Source organism: Desulfobacteraceae bacterium, from assembly GCA_022340425.1.
GTDB lineage: Bacteria > Desulfobacterota > Desulfobacteria > Desulfobacterales > JAABRJ01 > JAABRJ01.
In genome coordinates, this window is sequence record JAJDNY010000021.1 from 1 (window position 1) to 19,671 (window position 19,671).

A 19,671-nucleotide genomic window follows, 5' to 3' on the forward strand; every position below is an offset into this window, starting at 1 on the left:
CTTTCAGAAACACCGTCAAAGACATCAGTATCGGCGGGGCCTTCATCCAAACCCAGGAGGCGTTTATCGTCGGCCAGGAGATCGACCTCTACCTGACCTCCCCCATCAATCAGGTGTCGTGCATGGTGGCCGCCAGGGTGGTGCGGCGGGACCAGAACGGCATCGGTATCCAGTTCGAAAATCTCACCCGCCGCCAGCAGGGGGTCATCTTGTCGCTCGTGGAGCAGCGCGGGTGAAGCCTCGCGGCCGGCCGGCCGCGGAGGGGCCGTCAAATTCCCCCCTTACGTCAGTCAAAATTTTGACGGAATTTCCCGCCAGATCCCCGCTCCTCTTGCATGGAACCAATCCCTAAGCCCCGAAATTCATGAAACCGTGTTTTGGGTCGGCTGGCTCGGTTGTTGCTGTGCTTCCCTGCAAATTTTCCGGGTGAGGGTCGCGGTAAGAAATAATTCCACAATATGGCGCAGGATTTTGTTTCGTCACTAAGGCACATTCGTCGGCGCATATCGAGATATGGGCCGGCGGATGTAACGCCGGGTACGGGCCAAAAGACAAGCAAGATGTGAAATTCTTTTTTGCCGAGGCCCTAAAGTTCCGCGGGTATCGCATGGCATCCAAGGCGCCGGGTTGCGTTGGATGCCGCCAGAGGCTCAGACAGGGTTTTACGGATGGGAAAAACAGCGATTTCGGCCGTTTTGGGGAGTCTCCTGGTGTGGGGCGCCCTTCTTGCGAACGCCTGGGGCAGCACGCTCCCGTCCGGGTCCGCCGAGACGGCAGCGCCCTGCGGCCCCCAGGAGCATCCGCCTTACAACGACGTCGCCCCCCCGCCGGCGGTGACCCTCTGCGGGGAGCCGCTGCCGCTGGGGGACCGGCGGGTATGGGAAAGCCTTGATCGGGAGTTCACCATCGCCGTCTGGAACCGCGCCCAGGTGTTTCTCTGGCTGAAAAGGGCCGGTCGTTATTTCCCTTTCATCGAGGCCAAGCTCGCCGCGGCGGGTATGCCCGGGGATCTCAAGTATCTGGCGGTGGCGGAAAGCGATCTGCAGTCGCATGCCCGCTCCCCGGCCGGTGCGTTGGGGACTTGGCAGTTTATGGAGCGCACCGCCCGCCGCCACGGACTTGTCAAAAATCAGCAAATGGACGAGCGGCGCAATTTTGAGCGTTCAACCGCGGCGGCCCTGAGTTATCTTCAGGCCCTGCGGCAGCAGTTCGGTAGCTGGACGCTGGCGATGGCGGCCTACAATTGCGGTGAGAACCGGGTGGCGCAGGAAATCAGCACGCAGCGGGTCAGCGATTACTACCGCCTGGATCTTCCCCTGGAAACCGAGCGCTATATTTTCAGAATCGCTGCCATTAAAATTATTATGGAGAACCCGGAGCGCTACGGCTACCGGGTTGACCCGGCCCACATTTACGCGCCGCGGGCCGTGGATACCCTCGCGGTCAGTCTGCCGCACCCGGTTCCCATCGCCGATCTGGCCCAGGTCCTGGGAACCGATTTCAAGCTGATCAAGGAACTCAACGGTCATATCCGCGGCCACCAGCTGCCGGCTGGCCGCTACGCCCTCAACCTGCCGGCCGGCAGCGGTGAGGGCATTGCCGCCCTGATGCAGGATCTCGCCCACAGTGGCGGAGATCCGAAGACCGGCGAAGGGCCGCGGCATCACGTGGTCCGGGCCGGTGAAACCCTGAGCCAGATTTCCCAGGTTACCGGGGTTTCCCTCGCCCAGCTGCGCCAGCTCAACGGCATTGACGGATCCCTGATCCGCACAGGCCAGAAGATCCGGATCACCCCCTGAAGTTTCGGGCCTGATACGCTGTGCCGGCCCCTGTCGGGCTCGGGGGGGATGCACCGTCAGCGGCTGGTGGAGACGGCATGCCGGTGGGCGAAACTGTGAAGTTGTTTGGCCATTTTGGGAGGGGTTTTTTCACAAACGGGGGTCGGTGCGGGTTTCTCAATTTTTATGGTACTGGAATCGCTATGAAAAACTCAAACGAAATCACGGTTTGGTTTTTGCTTGCGCAGAAGGCAAGGCCTCTCGGCGAGCATCTCAAACCCTGTTCATCCCACGTAAGGGGTCACGCTAACATGCCAGAATACTTATCGGTATCGGGTTTCCCCAATGGGGACCGCCGTGCCGGCATCGAACGACGACAGTTTTCATACACCGGTGTGATTCCCGAGCGAAGATCGGGCAGAGAGCGCCGCTCGGGAAAGGATCGCCGGGGGGCGGATACCCGGCTTGCGGATACCGGTGCGCGCTGTCGCATGTGCGACCGCTGCGGTCCGGAGGTCGTGCACAGCCTGTGACCCCCGCTACTTCGACATGGACCTCATTGACAAGCGGTCAGTTTCAGGATAACCGAGAAAGGCCAGTGTTTTCGCGGTTGGGATAGCGCTTTGGGGGATCTGAACGCGGAACCGTCGGGGGTGTCATCCAGCCCAACGGTTTCAGCGCTGGAAAGGGACCGCTTCCATCATGAGCGAGCAACGCAGTACCGGCATCCCTGTGGAGAGACGCACCGAGCCCCGCCAACTCACCGAACAGTACCACAGCGTCGAGTTCCGTCTGCTCGGCCTGGAGGCCGTTTACCAGTTTAAAATCTGGGACATGTCCAGCAAGGGCATGTGTTTATTGGTCAAGGAGGAGTCCGAGGTCCTCAACCACCTGGCGGTCGGTGATGTTCTTGAGATGCGCTACTGCCCTGCAGGCCCATGGGGGGACGCTCGCCATATGCGGACCGAAATCCGCCACATCTCCAGGGACGAAAAGGGTGGCTTCAAGGGCCATTTTCTGGTGGGGCTCTCCATCCTCGGGGCATGAGAGCGTAAATGAGCCGCTATGGGCGCCCAAAGGCGGTGTGCGCCCCGAACGGCGCACATCCCTGGGGGTACCCTTCGCCTGGTTGAGGCACCAAAATCAGGCCTCGGAAAAAAGGCAGGGCCGACGATGACCCTGCCTGAAGTCTCCTTGCCCCACGGGCGGCAGCGGGCCCTATGCGCGCCGCACGTTCACCGCCTGGGGGCCCTTGGGCGAAGCTTCGATCTCGAAGGTGACCGCTTCGGCCTCGCGCAAGGTGCGAAATCCGCTTCCCTCGATGCTGGAATAATGAACGAAAACGTCTCCCTGGCTGTCGGTTTCGATGAAGCCGTACCCCTTTTTGTCGTTGAACCACTTAACCCGGCCCTGCGCCATGCCAACCTCCTCATGCGTGTGACGTTTTAGCCCCCCTGCTGCGTTCGTCGGACGATTTTTCCGGATGTGGGTCCGTAGCGGGCCCCTCACCACCCCGATGTCCAAAAAAGTCCCTGAATCTTTTCCCTTATGAAGGTCGTCGACCGCTAAAAACCCCCGCTGCCTTGGGGAAGGCGGTCCCGCAGATGAAGTCCCCCAGCGGTAAGGGTCCTCGAGCGCGACGGACGGGTTGGCTCAATTCTCAGCTACTTTTCGGGGTGATGAAGGCAAAACGGAAACGTCGCTAGTCGTCTTCCATTAGACCAAATGAATTCCGCTGTCAAGTAAAACGGCGGCAGGCCTTGACTGCCGCCAATGCATTGTTAGAACAAGTCGTTAGCGTAAATCCGATGCGTTTCGGGATCACCTGCCGGTGCTCAGGGAGGCGATAGCTTTTTCAGCAATTGATTGGCTGCGGTCAGCAATGGATCCCACACCGGGCCAAAGGGCGGCGCGTAGGCCAGGTCCGCCTGGGTGAACTGGCCGACGCTCAGGCCGGCGTGCAGCGCCACCGCCGGGGCGTTGATGCGGTGCGCCGCGCTGCCCAAGGGCCCCACCATTTGCGTTCCCAGAAGGCGGCCGCTGGACTTGTCGCCCACCATCTGGACCCGGACGGTCGACGAACCTGGCTGACCGTGGGCCTTGGTACGGCTGGCGATGGTCACGGCGGCGGGATCGAAGCCGGCATCCGTTGCTTCCCGCAGGCTCAGCCCGGTTCGGGCGACCTCCAGGTCGAAAATTTTGAAGACCGCCGTGCCGACCACCCCCTGGATTTCGCCGCCCGTGCCGCAGACGGCGTCGGCCACCGCCCAGCCGGCGCGATTGGCGATCAGGGCCAGGGGGCTCCAGGTGTTGCGCCCCGAAACGACGTGAAAGACCTCGGCGCAATCTCCAGCGGCGTAAATGCAGGGATCGACAGTGCGCAACCGGCGGTCCACCGCGATGGCATCGCCGGCTCCCAATGCGAGGCCGGCATCGGCGGCCAGTCGGCTGTTGGGTCGCACCCCGACGCCCACGATGACCATGTCGGCCTGCAGCCTCAGACCGTCGCAAACCACCACCAGACCGTCGCCGGCTGCCTCGATGCGCTTGACGGGGTGGCCCGCATGGCAGGCCACCCCGTGGATGGTCAGCTCCCTGGCCACCATCGCGGCCAGCTCCCGATCCAGCCAGGGCAGCAGGTCCGGCCGGGGCTTGACCATCGCCGTTGCGATGCCGCGATGGTGAAGCGTTTCCACCATCTCCAGGGCGATATAGCCCATGCCGATGATAACGGCCTGGCGCACCGGCTTTTGGGCCAAAAAGGCCTTGATGCGGCGGCCGTCCTCGAGGCTTTTGAGGGCGAAGACCCCCGGGAGGTCGCAACCGGGCAGGTCGGGGATGACGGCCTCGGCCCCGGTTGCGATCAGGAGCCGGTCGTAGGCGACCGTAAACGGTGCGCCCTCCAGGGTGGTGCCGGAAACCCGACGCGCGGCCGGCTCGATGCGGGTGACGCAGTGGCCGGTGCGCAGGTCGATGCCCTGTTTTTCACGAAAGACTTCCGCAGGGCGCACCACGAGGGTTTCGATGGGGCGCTCGGGGTCGGCGATGTTGTAGGGCATCCCGCAGGCGCTGTAGGAAACGTCGCGGGTTTTTTCGAGAACGGTGACCGCCATTTCCGGGCAGCGGCGCTTGGCACGGCTGGCCGCGCTCATGCCGGCGGCATCGCCGCCAATGATGACAAACTGCATAACCGGCTCCTTTCCGGGTGAAAACCGCGGCGGCGGCGGCGCGCTGCGGCGGGAGTGCCCATGGACAGGGGCTAAAAATTCGTTTACCTTGAGTGTCCGCTGCCTGCCCCGCGCCGCAGCCCAAGTCTTTCAGGGTAAAACGACCGTGCGGGGGGAGGCGGCTGGCAGCTGGCCAGCTGGCCGCGCTTGACACGAACCGTTAAACAGGATGCGATCGCACCCCACACAAAACGCATTATCGGGCGGTTGTCAAAACAAATCTGGCGCTTGCCGTCCCTGCCGGCGGCAGCGCCGGGACCGCCCAGGTCACGATGGAAAAAACGATACCGCACCGTCCAGGCGCCCTCCGGAAGCGCCTTGAAAAGCTCCAGCGGATGCTGCCGCAGACCCTCTGCCGGGACCGCTGGCCTTTTTACCGGGCCGCGGCCCGCCTGAAGGCCCAAATGGCGCGCAATCCGGCCGACCCGCTGCTGGCGCGGCAGTTGGCCGATCTGGAGGCCCGGCTGGCGGCCTCGCTGGCGGTCTGTGAGCAGCGCGCGCGCCACCGGCCCGAACCGCGCCACAACCCCGATCTGCCGATTTTCGCCCACCGCGACCAGATTGTGGCCGCCATCCGCAGGCACCCGGTGACGATCATCGCCGGACAGACCGGATCGGGCAAGACCACTCAGATCCCCAAGTTCTGCCTGGCCGCCGGCCGCGGCCTGCAGGGGCAGATCGGCTGCACCCAGCCCCGCCGGATCGCCGCCACCAGCCTGGCCCGGCGCCTGGCCGAGGAACTCGGCACGGCTCCCGGCACGGTGGTGGGGCATAAGGTCCGCTTCCAGGACACAACCCGGCCCGAAGCCTATATCAAGATCATGACCGACGGCATCCTGCTGGCCGAGGCCCAGGGCGACCGCCGGCTGGCGGCCTACGACACCCTGATCGTGGATGAGGCCCACGAGCGCAGCCTGAACATCGATTTCGTCCTGGGCTTGCTGAAAACCCTTTTGGTGCAGCGGCCGGAGTTCAGGCTGATCGTCACCTCGGCCACCATCGACACCGCCAAATTTTCGGCATTCTTCGACCAGGCCCCGGTCATCGAGGTCTCCGGGCGGATGTTCCCCGTGACGGTCCACTACCGGCCGCCGGACCCGGATGGGGCCGAGAACGGGGAGGCCACCCACATCGAGCAAGCGCTTGGAGTGATCGACGGGCTCCAGGCCGGCGGGGCTGCCGGAGACATCCTGGTCTTCATGCCCACCGAGCAGGATATCCGCGAGACCTGTGAGCTCCTGGCCGCCCGGCGTTACCGGGACACCCTTGTCCTGCCGCTCTTCGCCCGGCTGCCAGCCGACCAACAGGCCCGGGTCTTCGCAAGCGCCCCCGGCCGCAAGATCATCGTGGCCACCAACGTGGCCGAAACCTCCCTGACGATTCCGGGGATTCGCTATGTGGTCGATTCGGGGCTCGCCCGCATCTCCCACTACTCGCCCCGTTCACGGACCACCTCGCTGCCGGTGCGGCCGGTTTCGCGCAGCAGCTGTGATCAGCGCATGGGGCGCTGCGGCCGGGTGGCGGACGGCGTTTGCTTCCGTCTCTATGCCGAGGAGGACTACCTGGCCAGGCCGCTGTTCACGGCGCCTGAAATCCTGCGGGCCAACCTGGCCGAAGTCGTCCTGCGCATGATGGCTCTCAAGTTGGGGGACGTCGCGGAATTCCCGTTCATTGATCCCCCGGTCGACGCCAGCATCCGCGACGGTTTCAACCTGCTGCTGGAACTGGGGGCCATCCGGGAGCGCGGCGGCGGTCGCCCGCGCCCCGGGCGGCCGCGCCACGATCTGACCGCCAACGGGCGGATGATGGCCAAAATCCCCATCGACCCCCGCTTGGCGCGCATGCTGCTTACGGCCCGGGCCGAGGGCTGCCTGGAGGAGATCACCATCATCGCCGCCGCCCTGAGCATTCAGGACCCGCGCGAGCGTCCCCCCGAAAGGGCCGCCGAGGCCGACCGGGCCCACGCCGCCTTCAAGGACCCGGCGTCGGATTTCATCACCCTGCTCAACCTCTGGCGGCTTTTCAACGGGAGGGCGGGGGAGCGGATGGGCAGCGCGCAGCTGAAGAAATTCTGCCGCGAGCGTTTTCTCTCCTTTCGGCGCCTGCGGGAATGGCGCGATCTCCACGGCCAGTTGACGGCGATTCTCGAAGAACACGTCCTGCCGGGCCCGCAAGCGCCTCCGGCGGCCGGCATCGGCAGCGCCGCGGCTGAGCCCCAGGGCGATTTCAGCGCCCGCTACGGTGCCATCCACCGCGCCATTCTAAGCGGCTTTCTCTCCAACATCGCCCTCCAGAAGGATGGCAACTTTTACACCGCCGCCCGCAACCGCGCGGCCATGATTTTCCCCGGCTCGGGCCTTTTCAACGCCGCCGGCAAGTGGATCGTGGCTGCCGAACTGGTGGAGACCTCCCGCCTTTTTGCCCGCACCGTGGCCAAGATCGACCCCGCCTGGCTGGAGCCGCTGGCACGCGAGCAGTGCCGCTACACCTATCTCGAGCCCCACTGGGAGCGGGCCCGGGGCGAGGTGGTGGCCCGCGAAGAGGTGACCCTCTACGGCCTGCCGATCGTTTCCGGGCGGCCGGTGTCCTACGGCCGGATCAACCCCGCGGCGGCGGCCGAAATTTTCCTGCAGCGCGCCCTGGTGGAAGGGGATGTGCGCACGCTGCTGCCCTTCATGGTCCACAACCAGGCCCTGATGGCATCCGTGCGGGACCTGGAAGACCGGGTGCGTCGGCGGGACCTGCTGATCGGGGATGCCGAGGTGTTTCAGTTTTACCGCGACCGTCTGCCGGGTGTCAGCGACTGGGCGAGTCTCAAACGGCGGATCCGTGAGGCCGGCGGCGACGCTTTTCTGCACATGACCCGCGAGAGCCTGCTGCGCTACCTGCCCGACGCCGGCGAGTTGGCCCAGTATCCGGACCGGGTGGCCCTGGGGAAAGGGGATTATGCCTGCGACTACAGCTTCGCACCGGGAGCCCCGACCGATGGCGTCACAGTGCGCATCCGGGCCGCCCAGGCGCCCCAGGTGGCCCCCGAAGCCCTGGATTGGCTGGTGCCCGGGCTGCTGAAGGACAAGATCGCGGCCCTGATCCGGGGGCTGCCCAAGGCCTATCGTCGCCAGCTGCTGCCCCTGGCCCGCACGGTGGACATCATCGCAAATGAAATGCCCCGCGGCCGGGGCGCACTGCTCACCGCGCTGGGGCGGTTTGTGCGCCAGCGTTTCGGGGTGGACATTCCGGCCGCGGAGTGGCCCCGGGAGAGCCTGCCGGAGCATCTCAAAATGCGCATCGCCCTGACCGATGCCGGCGGAAAGGAGATCCTGGCGGGCCGCGACCCGGCGCTGCTCACCCGGGAGGTGGCCGCTGCCCCGCAGCCGGAGGCGTTGGCCGCCGCCCGGCGCAGCCGCGAGAAGCACGGCCTGAGCAGCTGGGATTTCGGCGACCTGCCCGGGGTGGTGCCGATTAGGGGCTCCGCCGGCGGCTGCTGGGAGGCCTTTCCGGCGCTCAGCGCCGAGCCCGACGGCATTCACCTGCGGCTTTTTGAAAGCCGCTTGCAGGCCGATGCGGCCCACCCCGACGGCGTGGCGGCCCTGTTGCGCGAGGTGCTCAAAAAGGAGTTCAAGCTGCTGCAGAAATCGGTGGCCCTGCCGCCTGGGCTGAGCGATGCGGCACGCTATTTCGGGGGCCAGCAGGCCGTGGCGGCGGCAATCGGCCAGGCGGTCTGGGATACTCTGTTTCGCCGCGATCTTCGCAGTCGGGAGGCCTTCGAGGCCCAGCTGGCCGCCGCCGGCCCCCGGCTTCAGGCCGCGGCCCGGGTCAAGCTGGCGCTGGTGGCGCCCGTGCTGGCGGCCTATCAGCGGGTGCGCGAAACCCTCTGCGGGCTAGAGTCGTCCCATGCTGGCAACGCCGTGGTGCGCGCCTACCTCCAGGGGCTGCGGGCGGCAGCCGCCGCGCTGGTCCCCGAAAACTTCCTGACGCGCTATCCCGATGCGCGCCTGGCGCACTTGCCGCGCTATCTCGAGGCCCTGGAGATCCGGGCCCGGCGCGGGGTTGACAACCTGGAGCGCGATTTGCTGCGGGCCCGTGAACTCCAGGTCTTCAGTGAGCGGCTGGACCGGTTTCGGGGCATGCTGGGACCGCAGGATTCCAGCGCCAAGCGGGCCGCGGTGGAGGAGTTCGGCTGGATGATCGAGGAATTCAAGGTCTCGCTTTTCGCCCAGGAGCTCAAGACCGCCGTGCCGGTGTCCCCCAAGCGGCTGGACCGTTTGGCGCGGGAGATCGACCGGATGGCATAAGCGCCGCCCGCGGGGGGCTTTCAGGCCTCCGGCCTGAAGCGTGCGACCAGCGCCAGGCAGTGCTCGGCCTCGGCCTGCCGCCCGCGCTTGCGGCAGCCGGCGGCGTAGATGGCGCACTTGGCCGCCAGGGTTTCCCAGGCCGCCCGTCGTTGGTCCGCCGTGAGCACATTCCGGGCCAGCAGGCCGCAGATGGCGCGGATGCGGAAACGATCGAGCCCCGGGGCGCGCGAGAGCTGGTCCGGGTGGCCGCCGCGCTTGACGATCAGCGGGCGCTCGATCAGGTGCACGGGGTGGCGGCAGCCGATCCGCAGCCAGAGGTCGTAATCCTCGCAGGCGGGCAGGCGCTCGTCGAAAAAGCCGGCGGTTTCAAACAACGAGCGGCGCAGCATCACCGCCGAGGGGCTGACCAGGCACAGTTCAAGGGAAGGCTCGAAAATCATGCCGCCGCGCTTGCGGTGGCGCTTGCCGGGGTTGACCCGGACCCCATTGCGGACCCAGATCTCTTCGGTCTGGCAGATCACGGCCTCGGGGTGGCGCTCGAAAAACGCGGTCTGGGCCGCCAGCTTGCCCGGCAGAAAGTAATCGTCGGAATCCAGCAGGGCCACCAGGGGGGCCCTTGCTGCGCGGATGCCGGCGTTGCGGGCGGCGCTGACGCCGCGGTTGGGCTGGCCGATCACCCGCAGCGCCGCGCCGTACCTCGCCAGCAGCGCCGGGGTCTCATCGGTGGAGCCGTCGTCCACGACGATCGTCTCAAAGGCTTCGAAATCCTGGGACAGGACCGAGTCCAGGGCCGTCGCCAGCGACCAGGCGCGGTTGTATGTGGGGATGACGATGCTGACCCGCGGGGCCGGGGGGTGAACGTTCACCGGTATTTCCTCTACTGCGCGATGCTCCTCAAGGACCTCACCCGGCTCTATAGCAGAAGCCGGTCGAACCGCCAAATGGGCCCTGGGCCGCTGACGACCGCATCCTGAAATTTTCTTCGGGGCCGGGGCGGTTTGCCCCCCCGACCCGGCGGGAATTTGCGGCGAAAAAATTAAGGCTTGACAAGTTCTGAATTTTCTCATAAATTCAGTTAGATATACAAAGACCTTGTGCGGTCAGTCAAAAAACTGAAGGAGCTTCAATAACTTACGGGGAGAAACCTGCGGCGGAATTCCTGACCGCAGTCACGGCTGAGGAAAAGGACCTCCCGGGCGTTATCCCCCCGCTGGATGCAGAAAGGAGGAGGGAGCGTATTTTTGAATTTGGACGTCTTGCAGGATTCAGAACCCAAACCCATAAGGAGGAAGGCATGAAAAAAACGGCTGTCATTTTTTTGGCGCTGGCATTCGGCTGCGGATTGTTGCTCGGTACCACGCCTGATTCGGTTCAGGCCCAGACGACCTTCGTGACCATCGGCACCGGGGGCATCACCGGGGTGTACTACCCCACGGGCGGCGCGATCGCCAAGATGGTCAACGAAAAACGCGGCGAATACGGAATTCGCGCCACGGTCGAGGCCACCGGCGGGTCTGTTTTCAACATCAACGCGGTGCTCTCCGGCGACCTGGAGTTCGGTGTGGCCCAGTCGGACCGCCAATACCAGGCCGTCAATGGGCTTGCCGAATGGGCGGAAAAGGGTCCCCAGAAGGACCTGCGGGCGGTTTTCAGCCTCCATCCGGAAACCGTCACCCTCCTGGCGGCGGTGGATGCCGGGATTAAATCCGTCGCCGACCTCAAGGGCAAGCGGGTCAATCTCGGTAACCCCGGTTCCGGTCAGCTCCAAAACTCCATCGACGCCCTGACGGCGGTCGGCATCGACCCTGATAAAGACATCAAGGCCGAGGGCATCAAAGCCGCCGAGGCCCCGGGTCTGCTGCAGGACGGCCGGATCGACGCGTTCTTCTACACCGTCGGCCATCCCAACGGCGCCTTCAAGGAAGCCACGGCAGGCGCCCGCAAGGTGTTCTTCGTGCCCCTTGAAGGTCCCGGCATCGACGAACTGATCAAGGCCAAACCCTACTACGCCAAGTCCGTCGTACCGGTCATGGCGAATTACCAGGGTGCCGCCAACACCGAAGACATCAACTCCTTCGGCGTTCTGGCCACGTTTGTCACCTCCGCCAAGGTGCCCGACGAGGTGGTCTATGCCATCACCAAGGAGGTCTTCGACAACCTCGATACCTTCAAAAACCTTCACCCGGCCTTTGCGATCCTCACCAAGGAAAGCATGCTGGAAGGCATGTCGGCCCCGATTCATCCGGGCGCGATGAAATACTACAAGGAAGTCGGCTTGAAATAAGGCCCTGGCGTGCGCATCGGAGCGGGGCTGGGGGCCCGGGGGTGACTCCGGTCGGTCCCTGATCTGCCCGCACCCCGCGGCGGCTCCGCGGGGTGCGGACACGCCGCTCTGATTTGCCCGCGACGGATCCCAGGCGGGTCGTTTCAAGACGGCACCTGCTGTCACCAGACCCGGAGGCCGGCGCGGGCCCAACCGCCATTTCAAAATAGAAGAGAGGTGGCCGCGATGAGCGAAACCGATATCAAGGGCAAAGACGAAGGTCTGGAACTGGCCCGGCGGATGGCGGAGGAGGAGGAGGGGATCGGGCGGCGGCCCCGGGGGCTGGAAAAATATGTGATCCCAACGATCGCCGTGGCCTGGAGCCTCTTCCAGCTCTCCATCGCCAGCTGGCTGATTCTCGACTCGACCTTCATTCGCGCGATCCACCTCGGGTTTGCCCTGCTGATCGTTTTTCTCAATTATCCCCTCTTTAAAAAAGAACGCTTCGGCTTCAAGTTTCTCTCCGCCACCGACCGTATCCCCATCTTCGACTATCTCATGGCCATCGTGGCCTGCCTGGCGGCGCTCTACATCGCCATCGATTACGCCGGGATGACGGCGCGCTACGGCGCCCCCATCACGCGCGATATCGTGATCGGCATGCTGCTGGTGGTGGTCCTGCTGGAGGCCTCGCGGCGCGTGATCGGCCCGGCGTTGCCGATAATCGCGATCTTTTTCATCCTCTACTCTTTTTTTGGCCCCTACATGCCGGATCTGATCGCCTTTAAAGGCGTTTCGATGAACCGCTTCGTCGGTCAGATGACCATGTCCACCGAGGGGATCTACGGGATTCCCCTGGATGTCTCGGCCACCATCGTCTTTCTGTTCGTGCTCTTCGGCGCAATGCTGGACAAGGCCGGCGCCGGTCATTATTTCATCCAACTGGCCCTCAGCATGCTGGGCGGGTTCAAGGGTGGGCCGGCCAAGGCCGCCGTGGTGGGCAGCGGGTTGACCGGGCTGGTCTCCGGCTCCAGCATCGCCAACATCGTGACCACCGGCACGTTCACCATCCCACTGATGAAAAAGGTGGGCTATCCCCCCACCAAAGCCGCCGCCATCGAGGTCGCCGCCAGCACCGACGGCCAATTGGCGCCGCCCATCATGGGGGCCGCGGCCTTCATCATCGCCGAATACGTCAACGTGCCCTACGTGGAGGTGGTCAAGGCCGCTGCGGTCCCGGCCTTCGCCTCCTACGCCGCGCTTTTCTACATCACCCATATCGAGGCCTCCAAGCTGGGGCTGCAGGGCATGGCCCGCAGCGAACTGCCGCCTTTTTTCAAGACCCTGCTCGGCGGCGCCCATTTCCTGGTGCCCCTGGTGATGCTGCTCTACGAGCTGATCGTCGTGCGCCACTCCCCCGAGTTGGCCGCCTTCAACGCCATCTGGGTGATGGCGCTGATCATGTTCTTCCAGAACCCGGTCAAGGCCTATTTCAAGAAGGAACCCCTGGGGCCGGCCTTCAGGCAGAGTGTCGTGCAGATTTTCGCGGCCCTGGCGGGTGGCGCGCGCAATATGGTATCGGTGGCCCTGGCAACCTCGGCGGCCGGAATCATTGTGGGGGTGGTCGCCCTGGGGCTGGGGCAGCTGATCACCGCCATCATCGACACTCTTTCGGGGGGCAATATTTTTCTCATGCTGGTGATCACGGCCATCACCAGCCTGATCATCGGCATGGGGCTGCCCACCACCGCCACCTACATCGTGATGGCCTCCCTGACCGCCCCGGCGATCGTCGAAATCGGCGGTTTCAACAATTTCATCGTGCCGCTGATGGCCGCCCATCTGTTCTGCTTCTATTTCGGGATCCTGGCCGATGACACCCCGCCGGTTGGGCTGGCGGCATACGCGGCGGCCGCCATCGCCAAGTCGCCGCCGGTGCCCACCGGTCTGCAGGGCTTCATGTACGACATCCGCACGGCGATCCTGCCGTTCATGTTCATCTTCAACACCGACCTGATACTCCACAACGTCACCAGCTGGGCCCAGGGGTTGTTGATTTTTGCCATGGCCTGCATCGGCAACTTCGCCTTCGCCTCGGCCACCCAGGGCTGGTTCGTGGCCCGCAACCGGATCTGGGAGGTGCCACTTTTTTTGTTGGTGACCTTCTCGCTGATGCGGCCGGACGCGGTGGCGCCGATTCTGGGGCTGGCCCATGAGCAGCGCTACTGGACCTACCTCATCGGGTTGGCCATCTTCGGGCTGCTCTACCTGATGCAGCGGCCCCGCATTCCCCTGGCGACGGCGACGGAAAGCGGTTGAACCAGCGGCCGCCGGTGCGCCGGCGGGTCGACCCGGAAGGAGGAAAGCGATGGGCGACATTCAAAAAATCATGGTGGCCATTGCGTTCAGCGACTACTCCCAAGGCATCTTCGACTTCGGGGCGCGGCTGGCCCGCAACCTGGACGCCGAAATCCTCGTGGTGAGCGTCATCAACCAACGGGACGTGGCCGCCGTTCGCAAGGTGGCGGCCCTGGGGTACGCGGTCGACGGCGAACATTATGTCCAGGGGGTGCGTGAGGACCGCCTGAAAATGCTCACGGACTTTGCGGCCAAGACCGGATTTCCCGAGGAGCGCATCACGGTGCGGATCCTGCTGGGTGACCCCCTGGAGGAGCTGTTGAAAACGGCCCTGCGGGAAAATGTCGATCTGATCGTGATGGGGGTCAAGGGGCGCTCTGAGCTGGAACATGTTCTGGTGGGATCGGTGGCCGAGAAGATGTTTCGCCGCAGCCCGATCACCATCGTGTCCTATCGCGGCGAGAAGGAGGCCCACCACCTGCGCAAGCGGGTGGCGCATCTGCTATCGGATTAACGGCCGGGCGAGCGTTTCCTTTTTTCCCCGACCAACCGCGGCGGGTCCTCGAAGGGGCCCGCCGCTTGACTTTCGCACTCGGGGGCCTACCCTATTTTCAACGCTTTTTTGACACCGAAGAATAGAGGAGGTATCCAATGAATTCGCATCCAACCGACCCACAACGGCTTAAAATCATAATGGATCTGGAACGCCTCAACCGCTCCAACGCCGAGGGCTGCCCGGCCTGCGGCCGCAAGTTCTCCCTGGGGGATACCGTCGTACCGGCCTGCGGGGCGTGGGAGGGGGGCCCCAAGCTGATTCACGAACACGAGGCGGTCTTTGACCACAGCCGGGGGGGCTACGTCGAAAGGCGCTGCCACGCGGCAAACCGCGGCCCCATCGGAGCTTGACCCGGCCGGCGTTTTAGCTGGATACCTGTCCGCTGAGTCCGTGAGTAGCTTATCCTTGGGAAAAGGACCCTCGATTGGGACCTCAAAACGCCTTGCGGCATGACCGAGCGGGTGGTTTAAAAGGAAACTCTGTGGCTGCCAATGACCAACCCGATGCTGCCCAAGAGCAAAATTTCGGGTTCCAACCCCGAAGCCTACGCCAGCGGCTGGTGCTTTTTGTGCTGCTGCCGGTGGCGGTGCTGCTGTTTTTGATGGGTCTCGTCGGGTTTGTGTTCGCCCGCAACAGCCTGCTGACCCAGTGGCAGGAAGCGGCCGTGCTCAAACTCCAGCGGGCCGCTCACCGGGTTGACATGCGGCTGGTGGCGCCCAAGGAATGGCTGGGGATTTTCGCCAGCACACTCGGCCTCCCCAGTGCATCCACGGTGCAGCAGATGATCATCGAGCGGCTGCAGACCATGGAGGGGGTCGCCTATGTCAATCTGGTGTGGGAGGATCCCGCCCCGGAGGCCTCCCCCAGGGACCGCCGCCACGATGCCGCCCGGGGCCCCAGCGCGGGGGCTTTCCCCCCGGGAGGTCGTTCGCACCCCATGCACCGCGGGGGATCCAAGGCCGAGATCATGTCGCCGCGTTACGACGAACTTGTGGCGGGGGAAACCGTGACCCTGGTCGCCCCCTTGAGCGACCCGGACGGCAAGCGCCTCGGGCGCCTGGAGGTGGCCCTGCGCTTTGACTACATCATCCAGGACGTGTTGGGGTCGGGTTCGTGGCAGCAGGGTCTCAAGGCGTTTCTGGTGGACGATGCCGGACGGGTGCTGACCTGCACGGTTCCCGGCGGCTCCCTGAATCTCTGCGCCGCCGATGATGTCCTGACCCGCGAGACGCTGGCGGCCATGCAGACCCGGGATTCCGGGACCGTGCTGGGCAGGGGCCTTCCCCCGGCGGAGGTGAGCGGTTTTCACCGTCTCCAGGAGGCCCCCTGGACCCTGATCGTGATCGCCCCCGGGGACATGGTGCTGGCCCCGATCCTGCGCTTCCGGCGCTATTACGCCGTGACGGGGGTGGCTTTCATCGGGTTTGTGCTGGTTTTGATCCGCCTGATGACCCAGCGCACGGTGGCCGCCATCAAGGATGTCTCACGGGCCGCCGAGGCGGTGGCGCGCGGCGACCTGGGCGCGCCCCTGCCGGTGCGCAGCCGCGACGAGGTGGGCGAACTCACCCGCAGCTTCAACACCATGCTTTCTCAGCTGGAGGAGCGTATCCGCATCAAGCAAGCGTTAGGGCTCGCCCAACAGGTCCAGCAGAATCTACTGCCGGACCGCACCCTGACCTTTGGGAACCTCGCGGTTGCCGGCGCCAGCCTTTACTGTGAAGAGACCGGCGGGGATTACTTTGATTTTCTGCAGTTTCCGGCCCTGGGCGACGGGCGGCTGGGGATCGCGGTGGGTGATGTGGTGGGCCACGGCGTGGCCTCGGCGCTGTTGATGGCCACCGTGCGCGCCCTCTTGCGCAGCCGGGCCTCCCAGGGGGGCGCAGCGGGGCGGATTGTAACGGATGTCAACCGCCTGTTGTGCTTGGACACGGCCGCGGCGGGCAATTTCATGACCCTTTTCTTCGCTCTGCTGGACCCTGCCGCCGGGGAGATCCGCTGGGCGCGGGCGGGCCACGAACCGGCCCTGCTCTACGACGGCGGCGAAGACAGCTTTTTGGAGCTGCGCGGCACCGGAATGGCCCTGGGCGTGGATGAGACCCAGGAATACGCGTCCTCCAGCTACGTCGGCTGGAGCGCAAGGCAACTGCTGCTTTTCGGCACCGACGGGATTTGGGAGACCGAGAACATGGGCGGGGAGCGCTTCGGTAAGAAGCGCCTGCGGCAGCTGTTGCGTGAGAACTGGCAGCGCTCGCCGACGGACATTCTGCGGGCCGTCACCGACGCCGTGGCGGCCTTTCGGCGCGATGCGGTTCAGCACGACGACATCACCCTGGTGGTGGTCAAGTTCCGTCCGGCCGCAGCGGCCGGTGACTGAGGCCGCCGCCGGCCGCTACATGGCGTCCACGTCGGTTTCGGCGATCATTCGGTCCAACTCCTTTTTGAGGTTCGGCGGCAAGCCCACGATTTCAAGTGAAAGAAAGCCCTTGATGATCAGGGAGGTGGCGTCCTGCTCGCTGAGCCCGCGGGCCATGAGATACTCGATCTCATCGCGGGCGATCTTGCCCACCGCCGCCTCGTGGGACATCTCCACATCGGGGGTGCGGCCCTCCAGCTCGGGAATGGCGTGAATCGCGCCCTGCTCCGAGAGCAGCAGCCCCTTGCACTCCAGGTGGGCCTTGGCGCCCGGCTGGGCGCCCACCAGGTGACCGCGGGCGATGATTTTACCTCCGGTGGAGACCGCGCGCGAGACGATCTCGGCCCGGCAGTTGGGGGCTTCCATCAGCACCCGACTGCCCACGTCCATCAGCGACCCCGGCCGCGCCATGAGAACCGAGTTGAGGCTGGCGGCGGCGTTTGGCCCCCGGAGGGTCACACTCGGGTACATCTGGATATCGCGCGCCGGCACCAGGCAGATGTAGTTGGAGATGAAGGTGCCGCCCGCCTCGACGATCACGGCGGTCCGGGGGCGCACGGCCATCTGTTCGGGCCAGTGGTGGATCATGGTGAAGGAGAGTGTGGCGCCCTTTTGGACGTAGAACTCTGACACCCCCACATGCAGGCCCGAGCGCACCCCGTGGGAGGTCGCGCAGCCGGTGATGATGTTGAGCTCGGCGTTTTCCTCGGCAATCACGATGTTGTGGACATCCTGGGCGAGCTTGTCCTCGGTGAGGTAGAGACAGGCCTGCAGCGGGTAGTGGGCCTTGGCGCCGGCCCGGGCGCGGATGAAATACCCCTGCCCGTGGCGGGTCTCGGCCCTGCGGGTGTAGCGGTCCTTGTCCATCGCCACCGCCTGCCACCAGTATTCCTTGAGCCCGTCGTATTTATCCCGTGCATCGCCCACGGCCAGCATCTCGACCCCCTCATGGAGGCTGCGGCAGTGGACCACCGAGTGGTCCATCTGGAAAAAACTGCCCGAGCGTTCCTTCTCGCCGGGGTCCACCCCGGCCAGCAGGAGTTGCTTCCGGTCGTCGGCTGGCAGACCCGCGAGGTCGGCCAGCGGCGGGTGGGCCGGAACGTCCTCGCGGTAAAGGCTCAGGTCCAGGTCGGCGGGGCCGTCACCGGTTTGGGTGCTCATGTCTTTTCTCCTTGGCGGAAGCAGCGGTAGCATTCCTTGAAGCCGCAGTCCCGTATAGTGTGCAGCATTTCCCGCGGATTGGCCTGACAGGCGATCCGGCCCTCCATCAGGACATGGCCGACATCCACGTTGACGTACTCCAGGATATGACCGGTGTGGGTGATGATCAGGCCCGACTTGCGGGACTGGGCGTAAATCTGTTTCAGGGTGCGGATGCCGTTGGGGGTGTGTTTGCGGCCGAGTACATGGTTGGTGTACTCGCCGATGAGGTGAATGTTCTCCAGGTCCACACCGGACTCGGGCTCGTCCAAGAGAACCAGGTCGGGGTCCTGCAGCAGCAGTTGGAGCAGTTCGGCGCGCTTGATCTCCCCGCCGGAAAAGCCAACGTTGATTTCGCGGTCGAGAAAGTCCAGCAGGTTGAGTCCCCTGGCCAACTCCTCCAGCAGTGCGCCGTTGCGCCGGGCACTGGCGGTGATCAGCTCCCTGAGTTTCACGCCGCGAATGGTCGGCGGGCGCTGGAAGGAGATCCCCAGGCCCAGCCGGGCGCGTTCGTCGGTGGGCAAGGCAATGATGTTTTGCCCTTTGAACCAGATCTCCCCGCTCACGGTATAGCCTGAAAATCCCATCAGAGCGTTGAGCAGGGTGGTTTTACCGGAGCCATTGGGGCCGAAGATCGCGTGGATCTCGCCTGTGTTGATGCTGAAGTTGACGTCTTTGAGGATCTCTTTGGCGCCCACCCGCACCCTGAGGTCCCTGACGTCCAGCAGGGGTGTTGCCGTCATTTTTCGAATTCCTGTCTGGGGGGCTCCCCGTCATGCGGACCCATGGCGGTGCGCCTATTTTTCATCGGTCGAGGCTTTGACCTCCGCCACGATGTTCTTGAGGTCGCGGCGGCTGCGATAGGGCTGGCTCAGGGCCTGGATGATTTTTTTCATCTGCCTGCGCCGGCGCTCGGCGGCCGCGGTGAGCTTTTCCTCCAGCACCTCCAGCGGGCAGGGTTTCATCAGGTAGTCAAAGGCCCCGCGCTTCATGCCCTCGATGGCCTCGGCGACCGTGGCGTGACCGGTCAACATGATGACCTCCACCAGCGGATGCCGATCCCGGATCAAATTGAAGGTTTCGATGCCGTCAAGCCCCGGCATGCGGACGTCCAGCAGAACCACCTCCACATTGCCGCCCTCTTCCAAGCCCGCCATGACCCGATTGTTGTAATCGATGCCGGCCCGCTCGTCCAGCCACTCGATGGCGGCCTCGCCGCTGTGCACGGTGCTGACGGTGAAGTCCCGTCTACGCAGCCGGTTGGCCAGGGTGGTCACAAAAGGCACTTCGTCATCCACCAGGAGCACATTTGCTTTAACCATTGCCTTGCCTCCCTTGCTTTTACGTCTCATTTTAGTCCTCCCCGGCGCGCATGTCCATAGAAGATTGCGGCGCGGGCCCAGCAACCCGCGTTGACCCGGCTCGCGCCGCGAACGCCCGGGCGTTTGCGGCCTTGACCCCCCGCGCTCTTTTCACTATAGTACTCGCTTTGCGGGGCGCTGCGGCCCGCACACGGCCCTCGGGGCCGGCGCCGTTGGTGGCCGCCGGCTGCAGGCGCTACCATTAAGGGAGTGATCTCGC

Annotated in this window: 15 protein-coding genes; 9 read left to right on the forward strand and 6 right to left on the reverse strand. The window is 64.7% G+C overall.

Annotated elements, in window-relative coordinates:
* The 3 genes from LJE63_02030 to LJE63_02040 form a co-directional block, all read left to right on the forward strand.
* Window positions 1-236, forward strand: a 236-nt coding sequence (locus tag LJE63_02030) for a PilZ domain-containing protein (GenBank protein MCG6905377.1), incomplete at its 5' end; no start/stop codon positions are given.
* 432 nt (window positions 237-668) lie between these two features.
* Entirely contained in the window at window positions 669-1,799 is a 1,131-nt protein-coding gene (locus LJE63_02035) for a transglycosylase SLT domain-containing protein (protein ID MCG6905378.1), read from the forward strand.
* Between the two features lie 681 nt (window positions 1,800-2,480).
* A complete protein-coding gene (locus tag LJE63_02040) occupies window positions 2,481-2,825 on the forward strand; it encodes a PilZ domain-containing protein (GenBank protein ID MCG6905379.1) in 345 nt (114 codons plus the stop codon).
* 171 nt (window positions 2,826-2,996) lie between these two features.
* On the opposite strand, the gene LJE63_02045 is transcribed toward LJE63_02040, so the two are convergent.
* Window positions 2,997-3,197, reverse strand: a complete 201-nt coding sequence (locus tag LJE63_02045; protein ID MCG6905380.1) for a cold-shock protein — start codon at window positions 3,195-3,197, stop codon at window positions 2,997-2,999.
* 416 nt (window positions 3,198-3,613) lie between these two features.
* Window positions 3,614-4,966 carry an FAD-dependent oxidoreductase gene (locus LJE63_02050; GenBank protein MCG6905381.1) on the reverse strand — a complete coding sequence of 451 codons (1,353 nt, stop codon included), beginning with the start codon at window positions 4,964-4,966 and terminating at the stop codon, window positions 3,614-3,616.
* Window positions 4,967-5,277: 311 nt separating this feature from the next.
* Between LJE63_02050 and hrpA the strand changes: the two genes are divergently transcribed.
* Window positions 5,278-9,300, forward strand: a complete 4,023-nt coding sequence (gene hrpA / locus LJE63_02055; protein MCG6905382.1) for an ATP-dependent RNA helicase HrpA — start codon at window positions 5,278-5,280, stop codon at window positions 9,298-9,300.
* Between the two features lie 20 nt (window positions 9,301-9,320).
* On the opposite strand, the gene LJE63_02060 is transcribed toward hrpA, so the two are convergent.
* Complete coding sequence (locus LJE63_02060) at window positions 9,321-10,166, reverse strand: glycosyltransferase (protein ID MCG6905383.1); 846 nt, start codon at window positions 10,164-10,166, stop codon at window positions 9,321-9,323.
* Between the two features lie 428 nt (window positions 10,167-10,594).
* On the opposite strand from LJE63_02060, the gene LJE63_02065 reads away from it, so the two are divergent.
* The 5 genes from LJE63_02065 (at window position 10,595) to LJE63_02085 (ending at window position 16,851) form a co-directional block, all read left to right on the forward strand.
* Window positions 10,595-11,584 (forward strand): TAXI family TRAP transporter solute-binding subunit, encoded by a 990-nt coding sequence (locus LJE63_02065; GenBank protein ID MCG6905384.1) that lies wholly within the window; start codon window positions 10,595-10,597, stop codon window positions 11,582-11,584.
* Window positions 11,585-11,809: 225 nt separating this feature from the next.
* Window positions 11,810-13,882 (forward strand): TRAP transporter permease, encoded by a 2,073-nt coding sequence (locus LJE63_02070; protein ID MCG6905385.1) that lies wholly within the window; start codon window positions 11,810-11,812, stop codon window positions 13,880-13,882.
* Window positions 13,883-13,931: 49 nt separating this feature from the next.
* Entirely contained in the window at window positions 13,932-14,435 is a 504-nt protein-coding gene (locus LJE63_02075; protein ID MCG6905386.1) for a universal stress protein, read from the forward strand.
* Window positions 14,436-14,572: 137 nt separating this feature from the next.
* On the forward strand, window positions 14,573-14,827 hold the full coding sequence (locus tag LJE63_02080; protein ID MCG6905387.1) for a hypothetical protein: 255 nt from the start codon (window positions 14,573-14,575) through the stop codon (window positions 14,825-14,827).
* A gap of 131 nt (window positions 14,828-14,958) precedes the next feature.
* Window positions 14,959-16,851, forward strand: a complete 1,893-nt coding sequence (locus LJE63_02085; protein ID MCG6905388.1) for a SpoIIE family protein phosphatase — start codon at window positions 14,959-14,961, stop codon at window positions 16,849-16,851.
* A gap of 15 nt (window positions 16,852-16,866) precedes the next feature.
* On the opposite strand, the gene LJE63_02090 is transcribed toward LJE63_02085, so the two are convergent.
* Genes LJE63_02090 through LJE63_02100 form a run of 3 tightly spaced genes read right to left on the reverse strand, consistent with a single transcriptional unit; the run spans window position 16,867 to window position 19,412 of the window.
* Window positions 16,867-18,051 carry a SufD family Fe-S cluster assembly protein gene (locus tag LJE63_02090; protein MCG6905389.1) on the reverse strand — a complete coding sequence of 395 codons (1,185 nt, stop codon included), beginning with the start codon at window positions 18,049-18,051 and terminating at the stop codon, window positions 16,867-16,869.
* Window positions 18,048-18,833, reverse strand: a complete 786-nt coding sequence (locus LJE63_02095) for an ABC transporter ATP-binding protein (protein MCG6905390.1) — start codon at window positions 18,831-18,833, stop codon at window positions 18,048-18,050. The genes LJE63_02090 and LJE63_02095 overlap by 4 nt, the downstream gene beginning before the upstream one ends.
* A gap of 54 nt (window positions 18,834-18,887) precedes the next feature.
* Window positions 18,888-19,412 carry a response regulator gene (locus LJE63_02100; GenBank protein MCG6905391.1) on the reverse strand — a complete coding sequence of 175 codons (525 nt, stop codon included), beginning with the start codon at window positions 19,410-19,412 and terminating at the stop codon, window positions 18,888-18,890.
* Between the last annotated feature and the right edge of the window lie 259 nt (window positions 19,413-19,671).